General features: G+C 65.0%; 17 protein-coding genes. 12 read left to right on the forward strand and 5 right to left on the reverse strand.

Annotated elements, in window-relative coordinates:
* Positions 1-157: 157 nt before the first annotated feature.
* Positions 158-667, forward strand: coding sequence for a PH domain-containing protein (locus ABB27_RS14740; RefSeq protein ID WP_244479248.1), 510 nt, complete (start codon positions 158-160; stop codon positions 665-667).
* Positions 668-672: 5 nt separating this feature from the next.
* Positions 673-2,175 carry a PH domain-containing protein gene (locus tag ABB27_RS14745; RefSeq protein WP_152984613.1) on the forward strand — a complete coding sequence of 501 codons (1,503 nt, stop codon included), beginning with the start codon at positions 673-675 and terminating at the stop codon, positions 2,173-2,175.
* A gap of 74 nt (positions 2,176-2,249) precedes the next feature.
* Here the strand turns inward: ABB27_RS14745 and ABB27_RS14750 are convergent, their stop codons facing one another.
* Positions 2,250-3,281, reverse strand: coding sequence for a CDP-glycerol glycerophosphotransferase family protein (locus ABB27_RS14750; RefSeq protein ID WP_057629542.1), 1,032 nt, complete (start codon positions 3,279-3,281; stop codon positions 2,250-2,252).
* A 101-nt stretch (positions 3,282-3,382) separates the two neighbouring features.
* Here ABB27_RS14750 and ABB27_RS14755 point away from each other — a divergent pair, with 101 nt between their 5' ends.
* The 5 genes from ABB27_RS14755 (at position 3,383) to ABB27_RS14775 (ending at position 8,584) form a co-directional block, all read left to right on the forward strand.
* Positions 3,383-4,210 carry a glycosyltransferase family 2 protein gene (locus ABB27_RS14755; RefSeq protein ID WP_057629543.1) on the forward strand — a complete coding sequence of 276 codons (828 nt, stop codon included), beginning with the start codon at positions 3,383-3,385 and terminating at the stop codon, positions 4,208-4,210.
* A 285-nt stretch (positions 4,211-4,495) separates the two neighbouring features.
* Positions 4,496-5,701, forward strand: a complete 1,206-nt coding sequence (locus ABB27_RS14760) for an O-antigen ligase family protein (protein ID WP_057629544.1) — start codon at positions 4,496-4,498, stop codon at positions 5,699-5,701.
* On the forward strand, positions 5,698-6,618 hold the full coding sequence (locus tag ABB27_RS14765; protein WP_083491335.1) for a glycosyltransferase family 2 protein: 921 nt from the start codon (positions 5,698-5,700) through the stop codon (positions 6,616-6,618). Before ABB27_RS14760 ends, ABB27_RS14765 begins: the two co-directional genes overlap by 4 nt.
* 104 nt (positions 6,619-6,722) lie before the next feature.
* The gene (locus ABB27_RS14770) at positions 6,723-7,670 is read left to right on the forward strand and encodes a UDP-glucuronic acid decarboxylase family protein (protein WP_057629546.1); all 948 of its coding nucleotides are present in this window, start codon (positions 6,723-6,725) and stop codon (positions 7,668-7,670) included.
* Positions 7,667-8,584 (forward strand): glycosyltransferase family 2 protein, encoded by a 918-nt coding sequence (locus tag ABB27_RS14775; RefSeq protein ID WP_057629547.1) that lies wholly within the window; start codon positions 7,667-7,669, stop codon positions 8,582-8,584. The genes ABB27_RS14770 and ABB27_RS14775 overlap by 4 nt, the downstream gene beginning before the upstream one ends.
* Positions 8,585-8,617: 33 nt before the next feature.
* Here ABB27_RS14775 and ABB27_RS14780 read toward each other — a convergent pair whose 3' ends face one another.
* From ABB27_RS14780 to def, 4 genes are all read right to left on the reverse strand, one after another.
* On the reverse strand, positions 8,618-9,385 hold the full coding sequence (locus ABB27_RS14780) for a glycosyltransferase family 25 protein (RefSeq protein ID WP_057629548.1): 768 nt from the start codon (positions 9,383-9,385) through the stop codon (positions 8,618-8,620).
* A gap of 211 nt (positions 9,386-9,596) precedes the next feature.
* Complete coding sequence (gene rsmB, locus ABB27_RS14785; RefSeq protein ID WP_057629549.1) at positions 9,597-10,934, reverse strand: 16S rRNA (cytosine(967)-C(5))-methyltransferase RsmB; 1,338 nt, start codon at positions 10,932-10,934, stop codon at positions 9,597-9,599.
* A gap of 4 nt (positions 10,935-10,938) precedes the next feature.
* Positions 10,939-11,862, reverse strand: coding sequence for a methionyl-tRNA formyltransferase (gene fmt / locus ABB27_RS14790; protein ID WP_057629550.1), 924 nt, complete (start codon positions 11,860-11,862; stop codon positions 10,939-10,941).
* Positions 11,863-12,033: 171 nt separating this feature from the next.
* Positions 12,034-12,549 carry a peptide deformylase gene (def, locus tag ABB27_RS14795; protein ID WP_057629551.1) on the reverse strand — a complete coding sequence of 172 codons (516 nt, stop codon included), beginning with the start codon at positions 12,547-12,549 and terminating at the stop codon, positions 12,034-12,036.
* Between the two features lie 129 nt (positions 12,550-12,678).
* Here def and ABB27_RS14800 point away from each other — a divergent pair, with 129 nt between their 5' ends.
* The 5 genes from ABB27_RS14800 to ABB27_RS14820 all read left to right on the forward strand — a co-directional run bounded on the left by ABB27_RS14800 (position 12,679) and on the right by ABB27_RS14820 (position 17,308).
* Entirely contained in the window at positions 12,679-13,803 is a 1,125-nt protein-coding gene (locus ABB27_RS14800) for a LysM peptidoglycan-binding domain-containing protein (RefSeq protein ID WP_057629552.1), read from the forward strand.
* 78 nt (positions 13,804-13,881) lie between these two features.
* Positions 13,882-15,033 carry a DNA-processing protein DprA gene (gene dprA, locus ABB27_RS14805; RefSeq protein ID WP_057629577.1) on the forward strand — a complete coding sequence of 384 codons (1,152 nt, stop codon included), beginning with the start codon at positions 13,882-13,884 and terminating at the stop codon, positions 15,031-15,033.
* 45 nt (positions 15,034-15,078) lie between these two features.
* Positions 15,079-15,552, forward strand: coding sequence for a DUF494 family protein (locus tag ABB27_RS14810; protein WP_057629553.1), 474 nt, complete (start codon positions 15,079-15,081; stop codon positions 15,550-15,552).
* Between the two features lie 19 nt (positions 15,553-15,571).
* Entirely contained in the window at positions 15,572-16,321 is a 750-nt protein-coding gene (locus tag ABB27_RS14815) for a GYF domain-containing protein (protein WP_057629554.1), read from the forward strand.
* A gap of 33 nt (positions 16,322-16,354) precedes the next feature.
* Positions 16,355-17,308 (forward strand): RDD family protein, encoded by a 954-nt coding sequence (locus ABB27_RS14820; RefSeq protein ID WP_057629555.1) that lies wholly within the window; start codon positions 16,355-16,357, stop codon positions 17,306-17,308.
* Positions 17,309-17,423: the final 115 nt, after the last annotated feature.

The following is a 17,423-nucleotide window of genomic DNA, read 5'->3' on the forward strand; positions in this document are numbered from 1 at the left end:
CGTAGCGGGCCTACGAAAAGCCTGCACTCTGGATTTCGAGATGGGCCACCATTGCCGGCGCCGGGTGCTGCAGTGGCTTCGCGGCTTACGCCGCTCCCACAACAGCCATCGCTGCCCCAACTACCGTTGTACGGCCCTGCCGTTATATCGTCTGTGCATGACTGAACCCCTTGCCTTCGATACACCCGCGCTGGACGACAAGCAATGGCAGGCCCTGCCACCACGTGGCGCGCTGTTTGCCGCCGCCGGTACGGCACTGAGCATGGCGCTATTGTTCGGCGTGGTCTGCCTGGTGCCGATGCTGGCCAACGATCTATCCCACCTGTTTCTCGTCCCGCTGGCGGCCGCCGCGGTTGGCGCCCTGCTCGGTGCATGGTTCGGCTGGCGTCGGCATCGGCTCACCTTCTGGCGGCTGGACAAGCAATCGCTGGGCGTGCGCCGCGGCCATATGTGGCAGAGCGAAAGCCATGTGCCGGTATCGCGCGTCCAACACCTGGACCTGCGCCGCGGCCCGCTGGAGCGCATGGCCGGGCTGGCCACGCTGATCGTGCATACCGCCGGCACCCGCATGAACACTGTGGCGGTGGCCGGGCTGGCGCAGGCCGACGCCGAACGCCTGCGTGACCGCCTGGCGCACCAGCTCGACCACGACGACGACGCGCTGTGAGCGAGCTGCCACCGCCGCTGCCCAACGAAGAGCAACGCCTGCATCCGTGGTCGTGGCTGTTCGCCCTGCAGCAGCAGGTGCAGCAGTTCCTGCTGCCCTTGCTGGCCCTGCTGGTATTCGGCAGCCGCCGCGATGACGACCTGCCCTACCACCACTGGATCAGCGGCGCGATCGTGCTGGCACTGGTGGCCACGGCGGTACTGCAATACCTGAGTTATCGCTACCGCATCGGCAGCGACGCCCTGAGCATCCGCAGCGGCATCTTTGAACGCACCCGTCGCGAGATCCCGTTTGCGCGCATCCACAACGTGGTGGTGCACCAGAACCTGCTGCACCGGATGTTCGGCGTGGCCGAGCTGCGGCTGGAATCGGCCGGCGGCGACAAGCCCGAGGCGGAGATGCGCGTGCTCAAGCTGGCGCAGGCGCTGGAGCTGGAGCGGCTGATCCGCCAACGCGGCAGCGAACCCGCTGCAACCACGCAGACCGACGTCAGCAACGATGGCGTGCTGCTCAGCCTGCCCTTGTCCGAACTGGTGCGGCAAGGCCTGATTTCCAACCGGGCGATGGTGGTGCTGGTGGCGGCGATCGGCGCGGCGTATCAGTTGTTTCCGCGTCGGGCCACCTCAGATTTCATCGAGGAACAGGGCCGGCATGCCTTCGGCTACGCCAGCCAGTTGCAGCTGGGCACGCTGACAATGGTCGCCAGCGCCCTGTTGCTGCTGGCGTTCGCGCTGGTCTTGATGCGGCTGCTGTCGATTGGCCTGGCCATCGTGCAGTACTACGGCTTCCGCCTGAGCGAGGCCGACCGCCGCCTGACCGTCGAGCGCGGCCTGTTCACCCGTGTGCGCAGCAGCGTTGCCCAGCGCCGCATCCAGGCCTGGACCCTGCGCGAAGGCGCGCTGCATCGCCTGTTCAAACGCCGCCAGCTTCGCGTGGACATCGCCAGTGGCGGCCAGCAGCAGGAGCAGGACGGGCGCGCACTGAAGGAACTGGCGCCACTGGCACCACCGGACACCTGCGACGGCCTGCTGCAGCATCTGCTGCCGCAACTGCAATGGCCGCCAACGCAATGGCAGCCGGTCAGCACCCGCGGCTGGTGGCGTCTATGCCTGCCCGCGCTGCTGTTGATGGGCAGCCTGTCGACATTACTGGTCTACGAGACCGGCCAGGTCTGGGCGCTGCTGCCCCTGCTATGGCTGCCTTGGTCGGCACTGAAGGCGCGCCGCCAGGTGAGCCGGATCGGCTACAACATCGATGCGCAGCGTGTCGCCATCCGCGGCGGCTGGTGGAACCGCTGGTGGCGCGTGGCCGAGCTGGACAAGCTGCAGGCCTTGCGGCTGGATCGTTCGCCGCTGGACCGGCATTTCGGCACCGCGACGTTGACCTTGGATACCGCGGGTGCGGCCGGCGCGCCGGCCTTGCAGCTGCGGTTCCTGGAGGAAGCACAGGCGCGTGCTTTGATGGCGCAGCTTGAGCGGGAGATGGTGCGGCGCAAGCTGCGTTGGTGAGGGTGTAGAGCCCCCTCTCCCCTTGCGGGAGAGGGGGCCCCAAAGGGGCAGGAGAGGGGGAAAAGCGCGTTACCTCAGACCCGCGCCGGCCCCCAATAGCCAATGCGCTTGCGCAGCTTGATCTTGCGCCACCAGTTGCGCGGCTTGGGCTTGCGGTTGCGCCCGCCCTTGGCGATGAAATCATCAATGGCCTGCAGGATGCGCTCGCTGGACTGGCCATCGCGGTAGGGATGCAGCTGGTCGGCAAACTGGCGCACCGCCGCCATCAGCTCCGGCGGCCGCGACAAGGCGGTGCGGATCGCGCCTTCAAACTGCGCCGGGTCATCGATGTCGATCAGCTGCGGGCCCGGCCGACGGTTCTTGAAGGTGACCACCGGCTTGTAGGTCAGCAGGAATTCGTTGAGCGCCGAGGAGGTGTCCGAGCACATCATGTCCACCTGCGGGAACAGGTCCAGGATGTTGTCGTCATCAGCAAAACGCAGGTACGGGCCTTCCAGCGCGCGGTACTTGGCAGCGATTTCCGGGTCCATCTTCGGGTGGAAGGTGACGATCCAACGCCATTCGCCGGTCTGCGACAGCCGCTTGATCTCGTCGTAAAGGATGCCGGCGGCACTCCAGGATGGCGAGAAGGTGGAGTGGTACAGGATCACCGGCGGCTCGCGCACCGGATCGGGCTGGTCCTTGAGCTGGCTCATGAACGGGTCGATCTTCGGGAAGCCGGTCTCCACCACCGAGAAATGTCCGGTCTTTTGTGCCAGTTCCGAGAACGCGGCGGTATCGCGCGGGCCGGTGGTGCAGTACAGGTCAAAGAAGCCGCGGATATAGATATGCCGCGGCTTGCCCGCGTCGAAACCGTGGAAGGTCTCGACCTTCACCCCGGGGAAGAAGTGCGGCACTGCGTTGGAGGAGGTGATCACCGCGCAGGGGTTCCAGGCGCGCACCTGGGCAACCGTGAGCAGGGTTTCATCGGCGGTCAGATCTTCTGCGCCGGGGCCGTCGAAAAACCATGCCGCCTCATCGCCACGTGCGCGTATCGCCGCCTGCAGCGGGCGGAGGATGGCCAGGGCATAACGCTCGGACCCGTACAGCAGATAGTGGCGTGGCACGGAGGGGAACTCCTGAATATCCCGGATATTGCGCGATTATCGCATCGCCAGTGGGAGCCGTCGCTGCTAGGCTTTGGCCCATCCCCCGTGCCAGATACCGCATGCCCAGCCCAAGCACCACCCCGCCCACCCAGCGCCCACGCCTGTCGGCCTGCATCATCGCCTTCAATGAAGCCGACCGCATTGGTGACTGCCTGGCCTCGCTGGCGTTCTGTGACGAGATCGTGGTGGTGGATTCGTTCTCCAGCGACGCCACCGTCGCCGTCGCCGAGGCGGCCGGTGCACGCGTGCTGCAGCGGGCCTTTGATGGTTTCCGCAGCCAGAAGGCGTTCTGCGTTGAACAGGCCAGCCACGACTGGGTGCTTTGCCTGGATGCCGACGAGCGGGTCAATCCGGCGCTGCGTGCCGCGATCGAATCCGAACGCGACGCCGGCTTTCCGCGCGCCGTCGGTTACCGGTTCGCGCGCTGCTCGGAATACTTCGGCCGTTTCCTGCGCCACGGCACGGCCTACCCCGACCGTGTACTGCGCCTGTTCGACCGCCGCCACGGCGGCTGGCGCGGCGATCGCGAGATCCACGAGGCGGTGTCGCTGGACGGCCCGGCCGCCCTGCTCAAGGGCGACCTGCTGCACCACCCCTACCGCAGCTTCCTGCAACTGCTGGACAAGAAGCAGAAATACGCGCGGATGATGGCCGAACACGAGTTCGGCAAGGGCAAGCGTGCCAGCCTGGGCAAGCTGATCATCGCCCCGAGCTGGCGTTTCATCCGCAGCTACGTGGTCAAGCGCGGCTTTCTGGATGGCTGGCCGGGGCTGATCGAAGCCTTCGTCAGCGCCAACTACGTGCGGCAGAAAACCATCATGCTCTGGCTGCTGCAGAACGGACAGCCACTGGTGACGCCGTCCGCCGAGAACAGCCAGGGCAAGTAAGCCTGCTGGGGCACAGCATTTTCTGAACCCTGCCCGGCAATTGCCATTCACATGCAATCGTGTTCGTTGAAGATGCAGGTTCGCGTCGCTAGAATTGTCCGTTCTAGCGACTGAGAATCAGACTGGTTGCACGGTGGCCGTCCCGCTGTCACTGCCACCCTCCCAGCGGCGTCTCCACGCCCCACCGGTGTGATCCATTACGTGAATCATTTGACTGCGGTCCAATCCCCCCCGCTGTTGCACGCACTCCGAGCCCGGCTGCTGACGATCGGTCGGTGGTGCGCGGTGCTCACTCTGTTTGCCGCGCCGATCAACAAGCCGGCCACCAATATCCTGATCGGCCTGAGCCTGCTGTGCTCGCTGGCCGGCACCGAGCTGCTTGCGCGCTGGCGCGCCGCCCTGCGCGAGCCGGTGGTGATCGGTTTTCTGGTCTGGTTTGCGGTACTGCTCGCCAGCGCGCTGCATGCCGCCATCGCCGCCGGCGCCTCGGTCTTTGGCGAGGCCTCGCTATGGGGTTGCCTGTACCCCGCGCTGATGGCCAGCCTGTTGCGCGACTCGCGTTGGCGCTGGCGTGCCCTGGCGGCGTTCGCCTTGGCCGCAGGGCTGGTGGTGGTGATTTCCTACCTGATGCAGTTCGGCCTGGTACCCCAACGGGCAGTGGCTGAAATCCAGCCTTCCATGCGCAACACCGTGTTCAAGGAATATACCCAACAGGGGCTGGCCAGCCTGATCCTGATGGCGATGCTGGTGGCCACGGCACTTAGCAGCCCCAGCCGGCGCTGGCGCAACGTCGCCCTGCTGGCTGCGGCGGTGGTGCTCTGCAATGTGGTCCTGCTGATCCAGAGCCGGACAACCTATATCGTGCTGCTGCCGCTGCTGGGCTACTGGATCTACCGCCTGGTCGCGCACCGCTTCAACGGCTGGCGCACGCTGCTGATCAGCGGCGGCCTGATCCTTGTCACCATTTCCGCACTCTGGTCGACCCCCAGCATCCGCGAACGCATGCTCAGCTCGATCACCGAGGAAGTCGACAGCTACCTGATCGCCCAGGAGCCGACGTCCAGCGGAATCCGTATCTGGTTGTGGCAGCAAACCCTGCCGATCGTTGCCGATGCGCCGGTCTTCGGGCACGGACTGAACCAGTGGGAACCCCTCTATCTGGAGCAGATGCGCGACATCCCGGGCTCGGCACCGTTCATCACCGGCCACCCGCACCAGGAAGCGCTGTTGATCCTGGCCGAGGAAGGCAGCGCAGGCCTGCTGGTCTTCATCGGTCTGCTGCTGGGCTTTGCCGTTCATACGGGCAAGCTGCGCGACCCACAAAAGGGTATCTTTGCCAGCATCCTGATCATCTATGTCGCCGCCGGCCTGGCCAATGGGCTCTGGAGCAACTTCACCCATCGCCACGTCTTCATCCTGTTGATGGCCTGCATCCCGCTGGGCAGCTTCCCTTGGTACGGTGTTGGTAGAGAGCGCGAACCCACGTCATGAATCCCTGCCCGTCGTTTGATGAGGTGACCGTAGTCTGCGTCACCTACAACAGTTCGACCCTTGTGGAGGCGATGGCCAGCACCTTGGCCAGGTTCCCGCACGTCGTCATCATCGACAATGGCAGCAGCGACGACACCACCGCGCACATCGCCCAACGCATCCCGCATGCCCGGCTGGTAACGCGTGCAGGCAATGCCGGCTATGGCAGCGCCAACAACCAGGCGATGGCGCTTGTACAGACCCCCTTCGCCTTGCTGCTCAACCCCGATTGCCTGATCGCGCCGGATGACCTGCAATGCCTGCTGGACTGCATGCGCGATCACCCGCAGGCCGGGGTGGTCGGCCCGCAGAACTGGCGCAGTGAAACCGTCCCGCAGATCTCGCACCGCGAAGCCTTCTTCAAGCCCGACGTCGACAGCACCTGCACGGTGCCGGACAAGGTCGTCGCTGCAGACTGGATCCACGGCTGCTGCCAGTTGCTGCGGACCCGCGCTTTCCGCGAGATCGGCGGCTTCGATGAAATATTTTTCCTGTACTACGAAGACGACGACCTGTGCCTGCGTATGGCCCAGGCCGGCTATCAATGCCTGCTGCAACCGGCCGCGCGCGCCTTCCACAAAGGCGGTGCATCGTCCGCCCCCAGCATCCGCATCGATTTCATCAAGCGCTTCCACTATGCGCGCTCACGGCAGATTGCGATCCGCCGCTACATGGGCAAGGGCGCCGGACGCCTGCATCTGGCCAAGCTGATGATCGCGGCGCTGCCGGCAGTGGTGGTCTACAGCTTGCTGCTGCGGCGCCGTGACGTGATCAAGTGGGCGGCATGGGGATCAGCAGGATTCTCCGCCGCATTCGGGCTGGACCTGGTGCCAGGCCGCGGCAAACCGGCACCTGCGTCCCCGGTATCCAACACCTGATTCGTCACTGACCGGCCGGGGTCTGGGTACAGTCCGTGGCAGAATGGAGCCGCCGGACGGGGGCTGAGTACAGCACCGGCAACCTTCCCTTGCGAGAAGTTCTCATGCAACGCGTCCTGGTCACAGGTGGTGCGGGATTTCTTGGTTCTCATCTATGCGACAGGCTCATCCAGCAAGGGCATGAAGTCCTGTGCGTGGACAACTACTTCACCGGCAGCAAACGCAATATCGCGCACCTGCTGGGCAAACCCGAATTCGAGCTGCTGCGGCACGACATCACCTTTCCGCTGTATGTGGAAGTGGAGCGCATCTTCAATCTCGCCTGCCCGGCCTCGCCGGTGCATTACCAGTACGATCCGGTGCAGACCACCAAGACCTCGGTGCACGGCGCGATCAACATGCTGGGCCTGGCCAAACGGCTGAACGCCCGCATCCTGCAGGCATCAACCAGCGAGGTCTACGGCGACCCGGAAGTACATCCACAAGCCGAAGGCTATTGGGGCCGGGTCAACCCGATCGGCCTGCGCAGCTGCTACGACGAAGGCAAACGCTGCGCTGAAACCCTGTTCTTCGACTACCACCGTCAGCACGCGCTGGATATCAAGGTGGTGCGCATTTTCAACACCTACGGGCCGCGCATGCATCCCAATGACGGGCGCGTGGTGAGCAACTTCATCGTGCAGGCCCTGCGCGGCGAAGACATCACCATTTTTGGCGATGGTACCCAGACCCGTAGCTTCTGCTATGTGGATGACCTGATCGAAGCCATGCTGCGGATGATGGACACCGAAGCCGGCTTCACCGGGCCGATCAACATCGGCAACCCCGACGAGTTCACCATGCTGGAGCTGGCTGAAACGGTGCTGCGGCTGGTCGGTGGGCGTTCGCGCCTGGTGTATCGGCCACTGCCCTCGGATGACCCACGCCAACGCCAGCCGGACATCCGCCTGGCCACCGAAAAACTGGACTGGATACCCAGCATCGCCGTGGAAGACGGCCTGAAGGAAACCATTGGCTACTTCCGCAGGCTGCTTGCAGAGGACGCAGCATGACCACGTTTGCGGTTGTCATCACCAACTACAATTACGCCAGTTTCGTCTGCGAGGCGGTGGACAGCGTGCTGGCCCAGACCCGCGCGGCCACGCAGATCCTGGTGGTGGACGATGGCTCCAGCGACGGCTCACCGGAGCTGCTGCGCCATCACTACGGCAATGACTCGCGGGTGAGCCTGCTGTTCGGCGAAAACGAAGGCCAGCTGGCCGCGTTCCAGCGTGGTGTGGCTGCCGCCCACACCGATGTCATCTGCTTCCTCGATGCCGATGACCGCTGGAAGCCCGGCTACCTGCAGCAAATCGGCGCACTGTATGACGCCCGCCGCGATGTCGATTTCGTCTTCAGCGACCTGCAGACCTTTGGCATCGACAGCCTGGACATCCGTTACGAAGACAGCCAACAGCCCATCGACCTGGGTTACACCGCGATAAGCACCTACTTTCTGCTGCCGTGGTACGGCGCGCCCACCTCGGCACTGTCACTACGCCGCAGCTGGGCCGTCGACGTGCTAGACCTGCCCCACAGCCTCCGCCGTCAATGGAAGCTGTGTGCCGATGCCTGCGTCGTGCATGGCGCCAGCATCCTGGGTGCACGCAAGTACTACCTGCCCACCGCCTGCGTGGAGTACCGCATCCATGGCAACAACGGCTGGTGGGCCAGCCACCGCGAGCCAACCAGCCGCTACCGCAACAGCCTGCGCGACTACGGCATCGTCCGTATGTACGCTGCGCGCAATGGCCTGGACGAAGCTTGTTGCAGTCTGGGCAAACGTGAATACCGCACCAAGCCCGAACCCAGCGGCAAGGAGAGGCGCCGCTATGTCCGCATTGCACTGCGCGGCACTGCGCCGTGGTGGGAGCGCTACGAACAAGCCATCAGCATTCTGTTCGGGCGCCGATCCCGGCGCCGCTGAGCTTTGCGCCTGCCTGTGCGCAGGCGCAGGCAATCAACCGTTGCTGGTGGGCGCGCGCCAACGCAGCCGCGACACCAGGTTGTGGGCAAACCAGCGCACGCTCAACCGCGCGCGGTAGCTCTCGCGGCTCAACCAGCCCAATACGCCTACACCTGGCTTGGCCTTGCGACCGGACTGGATCACCGATGCGAACAGGTCACCACTGCGCACCACGCCGGGCTTCAGGCCCAGGCACTCCACGCCGTGCAACCAGGCCAGGTCCATGTAATCGTCGACCGGCAGCACCCAGTGATCGGCATGGCGCAGGAATTTTTCCGCCGCCGACGGTGCCAGGTAATAGCCGAATGCACACAGCGGACTGCGCCAATAACGGTGCAGCACAAAGTCACCAAACTGGACCCAGGGCGAGCTGGGCCGGTCCGCGGCATGCAGGCGGAAGTAGCCCACCGAATCAGGCAGCAATGGCAGATCGCGCAATACATCCAGAAAGCGTGGATCGATGGTGATGTCGTCTTCAAACACGATCATCGGTCGGCCACTGTCCACACACTGCTGCCACAACAGATAGTGGCTTGCCCAGCAGCCGATCTCGCCCGGCCGGAACGGCCGCCCCTTGCAGGCCAGCCGGCGCTTTTCGTCCACCTTGGCAAACAGCGGATGCTGGACACTGCCGTTGATGGCTTCCGACAGCGTCAGCTCGATGCCCAGTGCTGCCGCCTGCCGCTGGATCGAGGCACGGCGATCCGCCGATGCCGGCAGATTGATTACATACAGGGGCAGGTCTGCGGACGGCCGGGTCATTGCGCGAAGCGATCCTGGAGAAGAATCAACACAGGCTCCCGACGCATCAGGAGCCATCCTGAGCACAGCTGCGAGCCATGATAGTACCTGATCAACACGCTGCCACCTTTTTCCATACCAGCCCGCCGACAGCTTGCAGCGGGGCTTTCCATTCATCGGCAGCGACGCCGCCAGCTTGATCGAATTTGTCCGCAATCCGCGGACACAACACCTATGCCAGTTTCAGCAGGCGCGCATAGAAGAAGCCATCGCCACCCTGCTCGCCCGGCAAGCGCTGACGGCTGCCAGCGACGTCATGCCCGAATGAATCAGGCAATGCCTGCACCTGCGCATCCGGGGTACGAGCGAGGAACTGCGCCACCTGCTCGCCGTTTTCCGCACGCAGGATCGAGCAGGTGGAGTACAGCAGCACGCCACCGGGACGCAGCACCGTCCACAAGGCATCCAGCAGGCGTGCCTGCAGCGCGGCCAATGCGGTGATGTCTTCGGCGCGGCGGTGCAACAGCACGTCGGGCTGGCGGCGGATGATGCCGGTGGCCGAACACGGCGCATCCAGCAACACCGCATCAAACGCGGTGCCATCCCACCAGGCGGCGGTATCGGCGGCATCTACCGCGACTACCTGCGCTTGCGCACCAACGCCGGTACGTGCAAAGGTTTCGCGGATGCGCTGCAGACGCCGCGCGTCGACATCCAGCGCCAACAGCCGCAGCGACGGGTCACGCTCCAATAGATGCGCGGACTTGCCGCCGGGCGCCGCGCAGGCGTCCAGTACACGTGCGCCCAACGGCGCCTGCAGAGCATCGGCCACCTGCTGCGCCGACAGGTCCTGCACCGACACCGCGCCCTGCGCGAAGCCTGGCAGACTGCTCACCGGCACCGCGACCGGCAGACGCACCGCGTCGGCCGACAAAGGCTCGGCAACGGCTTCGATACCCGCCTGCGCGAGCAAAGCCAGGTAGGCCTCACGCGTGTGCTGCTGGCGGTTCACCCGCAGCCACATCGGGGCCGGCTGCAAGCTCTGGCTGATGATGTCCGCGGCCTGTTGCGGCCAATCGTTCTGTACCTGTGCCAGCAGCCATGCCGGCCAGGCATCCTCGGCGCGCGCCTCGGCAAAGCCTTCGCGCTGGGCACGCCGCAGCAGCGCATTGACCATGCCGGCCTGACGCTCGCGGCCAAGTGCACGCGCTGCATCCACCGTCGCCGACAATGCGGCATGGGCGGGCAGCTGCAATACGTCGAGCTGAGCGAAACCAGCCATCAGCAGCGCGCGCAGATCACTGTCGCGCGCGCCCAGCGGTTTCTGCAGCCACTGCCGCAGCGCCTGGTCGTAGACCACCCGGCGGCGCAGCGCCGCAAAACAGATGGCCTCCAGCAGCGCGCGATCGCGGCTGTCATCCAGCTTGGGCAGGGCCGCGCCCAGTTCGGCCTTGAGCGAGCGCCCCTTGCCGATGACCGCCGCCAGCACCTTGGCCGCCAGCGCGCGGGTCTGCACGCCGGGCTGTGCCGCCGCGGATTTACCCCACGGAGAGGAAGTAGCAGCCGTCATCCGCTCAGCCCTCGATCCGCAGATCGCGGCGTGCGTTCAGATAATCAGCCGCGGTGATCGCCTTGCCACCTTCGCGCTGCACCACCCGCAGGCGCAGTGCGCCCTGTCCGCAGGCAATGTCGATGCCCTCGCGCGTTGCGCCGATCACCGTGCCCGGTGTCTGGCCGGCATTGTCATCGAGGGCGACCGCACCATGGATACGCACGCGCTCGCCGGCCAGGGTGGCTTCAGCCACCGGCCACGGGTTGAAAGCGCGCACACGCCGCGCCAATGCAGCCGCAGATTCGGCCCAGTCGAGCTTGGCTTCAGCCTTGTCCAGCTTGTGTGCGTAGGTGACGCCGGCCTCGGGTTGCGGCTGCGGCACCGGCTTGAGGCCGGCACGCAACAGACCCAGGCCATCGGAGAGCACCTGCGCGCCCATCAGCGCGAGGCGGTCATGCAGTTGCCCGCCGGTATCGCTGTCGCTTATCGGGGTGTGCTGGCGCAGCAGCACCGGACCGGTATCCAGGCCCGCTTCCATCTGCATCAGGCAGACGCCGGTTTCGGCATCGCCGGCCTCGATCGCGCGCTGGATCGGCGCCGCGCCGCGCCAACGCGGCAGCAGCGAGGCATGCACGTTCCAGCAACCGTGGGTGGGGATGGCCAACACTGCCTTGGGCAGGATCAGACCATACGCCACCACGATCATCAGATCGGGTTGCAGGTCGCGCAGCTGTTGCTGGGCTTCGGGCGTCTTCAGGCTTTCCGGCTGGAATACCGGAATACCGCGCGCGATCGCATCGAGCTTCACCGGCGAGGGCATCAGCCCGCGGCCACGGCCGGCAGGGCGGTCCGGCTGGGTATAGACCGCCACCACTTCATGCAGACGGGCGGCGGCAGCCAGGGAGGCGACGGCGAAGTCCGGCGTACCGGCGAAGATGATTCTCATTGGGCGGGATTCGCAATGCGGGATGCGGGAGGAGCGACAACGGCGCAGCGGCGGCCCTCAGCCCTCACGAATCGAAAAAGGAAGGTGCGGATCCGGGATCCGGAACAGAACGCAAGAACTGCCGGAAGCGCGGCGAAGCCTGCTCTTACCATCCCCGATCCCGGCCCCGGATCACGCCACGTGCTTGCGCGACTTGGCCAGCTTCTTGCGCACCATCTCGCGCTTGAGCGGCGACAGGTAGTCGATGAACAGCTTGCCGTCCAGGTGATCCATTTCGTGCTGGATGCAGGTGGCCAGCAGATCATCGGCAGCCAGTTCCTGCTGCTTGCCCTCGCGGTCCAGGAAACGCACCACGATGGAATCGGCACGGGTCACATCGGCATAGATGCCAGGCACCGACAGGCAGCCTTCCTGATAGACGCGGCCGCTTTCGCTGGCGCTGACGATCTGCGGATTGATGAACACCTGCGGCTCGTTGTGCTCTTCGCTGACGTCGATGACCATGAAACGCTTGTGCACGTCCACCTGGCTGGCGGCCAGGCCAATGCCGGGGGCGTCGTACATGGTCTGCAGCATGTCGTCGAGCAGCTGCTGGAACGCAGGCGTGGTCACTTCGGCCGCTTCGACAAGGGCCGCCTTGGTGCGCAGGCGCGGATCTGGGAACTCAAGAATGGGCAGGAGGGCCATGGTGATACCAATCTGGGAATGCCGCTTATTTCGGCAAGATGTCGCAATTCTAACGCTTGCGCTTGCCCGGCGCGCCCGTTTCTGCAATATAGTGCGCCAACCTGTTGGGGAATCAGGCAGAGCGCAACCATGTTGAAACAGTTACGTACGGTCGCCGCCGTGGCGATGCTGACCGTCACGACCTATGCCGTGGCCGTCGAAATGAACGGCACTCACCCTGACACCTACGTGGTGCGCAAGGGCGATACTTTGTGGGACATATCAGCACGTTTCCTGAAAAAGCCGTGGCTTTGGCCGGAAATCTGGCAGGCAAACCCGCAGGTCAAGAACCCGCACCTGATCTATCCGGGCGATGTTCTGAGCCTGGCCTATCTGGACCGTGTCACGGCCCAGGCCGGCCCGCGCCAGGAAGCACCGATCACCGGCGTGCCGCTGTCGGACGTTGAGCCGTTCCTCAGAAACCTGAACGTTGTAGACAGCTTCGAGGACCTGCCCTACGTGGTTGGCCTGGAAGACAACCGTCTGCGCGCCAGCAGCGGGCAGAAGGCGTATGTCGTCGGCCTCGACGCGGCCCAGCCCGGCCAGCGCTACATGGTGGTCCGTCCAACCGTGCGCTTTGCCCAGCCCAAGCCCACCGAGGACCTGGACAGCCGCGGCAAGGTCACCCCTGGCAGCGGCAACCTGTGGAGCAGCTATGTTGCCTCCAGCGACCGCAAGGAAGTACTCGGCTATGAGCTGGCCAAGGTCAATGTCGGCACCCTGACCCACGTCGCCAGTGGCGACGTGCAGGCCTCCACCCTGCAGCTGGAAGACAGCGGCAGCGAGGTGCGCAGGGGCGACCGCCTGATGCCGGTGCAGATCAATCCGTACGACCTGCAGTTCATCCCGCATGCCCCGGCCACCGCCACGGCACCGGGCCAGCTGCGCGTACTGGCGGTTACCGACACCTTCACCAGCGGTGGTCCACGCGATGTGATCGCCATTTCCGGCGGCGCACGCGAGGGCATCAACAACGGCACGGTGTTCTCGGTCTGGCGCAATGGCAGCCATGTTTCCGATCGCATGCATTCCCCGGGCTCTTCGCGCGCGGACGATGCACTGAAGGCTGGTGCAGGCCGGATCTCCCTGCCTGACGAGTATGCCGCGCATGCCATGGTGTTCCGCACCTTCGACAAGGTCAGCTACGCGCTGATCATGGAAGGCACCAAGCCGGCACGCCTTGGCTATGAGCTGAAGCACCCGGACGCGCAGTAAGCGCCTGCGGCCTAGCCTTACGATGTACAACAACGGCGCCTGAGGGCGCCGTTGTTGTATGTGGCGGCAGGCTGGGGCATGCCGCGATCAAACACACTGGATACGCACACCCTGCCCTGTTGCCCGGCGCTGCTCAGCTTGGCATTGGCCGGCGGCCCGTTGGAATCACTGCGTCAGCTGCGCGATCAACACGACAGCAGCGCTGCCGCCATCGCAGCCGGCCCGGCCCAATGGCGTGCGGCAAGCTGCACACCTGCCCAGTGCCAGGCGCTTTCACGCCCGGACCCCGATGCCTGGGCCAGGGCAACTACCTGGCTGCTGGAGGACAACCACCACCTGATCGGCTGGGACGAGCCCGACTATCCGCCGCTGCTGCGCGACAGCCCCAACCCGCCGGTTGCGCTGTTCGTCGCAGGCGACCCCACCCGCTTATGGCAACCGGCGATCGCCATCGTCGGCAGCCGCAATCCCACCGCAGGCGGCCGCGACAACGCACGAGATTTCGCCACCGCACTGGCAGGTCATGGCCTCACCATCGCCAGCGGCCTGGCCGCCGGTATCGACGCAGCAGCGCACCGCGCGGCCTTGGCCTGCAGCGGCAGCACCTATGCGGTGATCGGCACCGGCCCCGACCTGGCCTATCCTCGCCACCACCGCCAACTGCAGGCGCAGATCGCCAGCCAGGGCGCGGTTGTCAGCGAATACCCGCCCGGCACCGTGCCACGCAGCGGCCAGTTCCCGGCCCGCAACCGGCTATTGGCGGCACTGGCGCTGGGCACGGTGGTGATCGAGGCGGCCGAGCGTTCTGGCGCGCTGATCACCGCCCGCCTGGCCAGCGAGGCCGGGCGCGAGATCTTTGCCCTGCCCGGCTCCATCCACAACCCGATGGCGCGCGGCTGCCACCGGCTGATACGCCAGGGTGCAACCTTGGTGACACATGCCGACGACATTCTTGAAGGCGTGGCCAATCTGGCCGGCGAACTGGCCTGTGCCTTGCAAACCCGGCTTCAGACCCCCATCTCCCCTGTACCGTCCGGCCAGCACCCGGCCGTCACACCAGAAGATCCAAACTACAAGCGATTGTGGGATGCCTTGGGTTACGACCCAACCGGTATGGATTTACTGATCGAGCGCACTGGATTGACGGCTGCCAGCCTGTCCTCCATGCTGCTGCTCATGGAATTGGAAGGCAGGGTCGCGTCCGCGCATGGCCGCTACACCCGCACCTGAAGGTTTCTTCACCTCCACAGCGCCAATGGCGCAGGCCGAGGGGCAATGAAAGAGAGCATTCTGGACGTCCTGTTGTACCTGTTTGAACACTATTTCAGCGAAGATGCCGATCTCATCCGGGACCGCGACTCGCTTCAGAACGGCCTGATCCAGGCCGGTTTCAGTCCCGCCGAAATCAACAAGGCCTTCGATTGGCTCGATGCCTTGGCCGAACAACGCCCAGCCGTGGCCCAGCCACGCGTTGACGGGCCGGTACGTGTTTTCCATGGCCCCGAGCTGGACAAGCTGGACGTGGAATGCCGCGGCTTCCTGCTGTTCCTTGAGCAACAGCGCGTGCTCGACGCCGACCAGCGCGAACTCGTGCTGGACCGCGCCATGGCCTTGGACCAGGACGAACTGGACCTGGACGACCTGAAGTGGGTGGTGCTGATGGTGCTGTTCAACCAGCCCGGCGCCGAAGCAGCCTATGCCTGGATGGAAACCCAGATGTTCGTCGACGAACCCGAACCCCTGCACTGAGCCCACGCGGCGTGCAGGGATGCATAAGGACAACACCTACGTGAGCCAGTGGTTCTACGCCGAGGGCAACCGCGAACGCCGCGGCCCGATTACCGACGAGAACATCGTCGCGTTGTTCCAGTCCCACCGCATCGATGAAGATACCCTGGTCTGGCGCGAAGGCGCCGGCGACTGGCGGCCGCTGCGTGATTTCGCCAGCGAACTCGGCCTGGATCTGGCCGCTGCCGAACCTTCCGCAGCCGCCGCTTCTGCCGGCCCGCCGTCACTGCCGCCACCCTTGCAGGCCCAAGCGCCGCATGCAGCCTCGCCCGCCACAGCGCCCAAGCCCGGCCTGTCCGGCTGCGCAATTGCCGGCATCATCGCAGCGGTGGTCGGGGTGATCCTGATCGCCGTTGCCGGCATCCTGGCGGCCATCGCCGTGCCCGCCTATCAGGAATATGTACTGCGCTCCAAGACCGCCATGGCCAATGGCCAACTGGTCGGACTGAAGCAGCAGGTAGCCGAATTCGCCGCCACCAACCAGCGCTGCCCTATCAATGATGACGACGGCTTTGGCGCCCCGGACAGCTACGCTGCTGGCGATGTCGCCCAGGTCCATATCGGCCGCTTTGAAGAGGGGCATTGCGGGCTGGAAGCCTTCCTGCGTGTCCCAAAGCAATCGCAGCTTGACGGCAAAAGCATCTGGCTCGACTACGATATGCATGCCGACACATGGGAATGCAGTTCCGATGTCGAGGACAAATACCTGCCAATCGACTGTCGCGGTTGATTGGCGGCAGCCAGAACTTCTACGGGGAAAACGATGAGCCAGTGGTACTACGCTGACAGCCAGCGCGAACGGCATGGGCCGATTGAAGCGGATGATCTGCGCGAAAAATTCCGCGCGGGCGATATCGACCTGGGCACCCTGGTCTGGCGCGAAGGCATGCAGCAGTGGCAGCCGCTGTCAGCGGTGAGCGACGAACTGCAGCTGCTGGCCCAAGCCGCCAGCACCGGCATCGATCTGCGCCAGGACTATGCCGCCATCGAAAGTGGCGAGGCGCTGAGCGCGCCGGCTGCTGAAAGCGAGGCCCCTGCAGCAACTTCCGGCGAGACCTATTCGCCGTACACCGCACCTGCCAGCCGCCCGCAGGATGTGGACCCGGCCGCCGTACAGGGCGGGCTGGTGGTGCAGGCAGGCTTCTGGAAGCGGGTAGCCGCCTACTTCATCGACTACGTGATCATGACGATGTTCACCTACATCGTGCTGATCCCGCTGAGCATCCTCGGCGCCATCGTCGGTGGCATATCGGGCAGCTCGGATTCCGCCGCCGGCTCGATCGGCATGTTCCTGACCCTGGGCATCGGCTACCTGATCATCTTCGCCGCCAACATGATGTACCCGGCATGGATGCATTCGTCCAAGTACCAGGCCACGCTGGGCAAGATGGCGGTGGGCATCAAGGTGGTGCGCAGCAACGGTGAGCGCCTGACCCTGGGCCGCGCGATTGGCCGCTTCTTCGCCTACATCCTGAGCAGCATCACCTTGTGCATAGGCTTTGTGATGGCCGCCTTCACCGAGCGCAAGCAGGCCTTGCATGACATCATCTGCGACACCCTGGTGGTGGACAAGTTCGCCTTCACCGAGCACCCGGAATGGCAGCAGCAGGGCCTGGGTACGGTAACCATCGTGATCCTGTCGCTGGCCGGCCTGGGCATCCTTTGCCTGATCGGGCTGTTGGTGCTTATCGGCGTTGCCGCAGCAGGCTTCAACTGACAAATTGCCGGGGGCGGCTTGACATCAGCCCCTCCGGCATGATTCCTCTAATAAGGAACCAAGCTGAACGCCCGGGCCGCAACCCGGGCGTCGGCTTATGCACAACCCAAACATC

This window comes from Stenotrophomonas terrae (assembly GCF_001431465.1).
Classification (GTDB): domain Bacteria; phylum Pseudomonadota; class Gammaproteobacteria; order Xanthomonadales; family Xanthomonadaceae; genus Stenotrophomonas; species Stenotrophomonas terrae.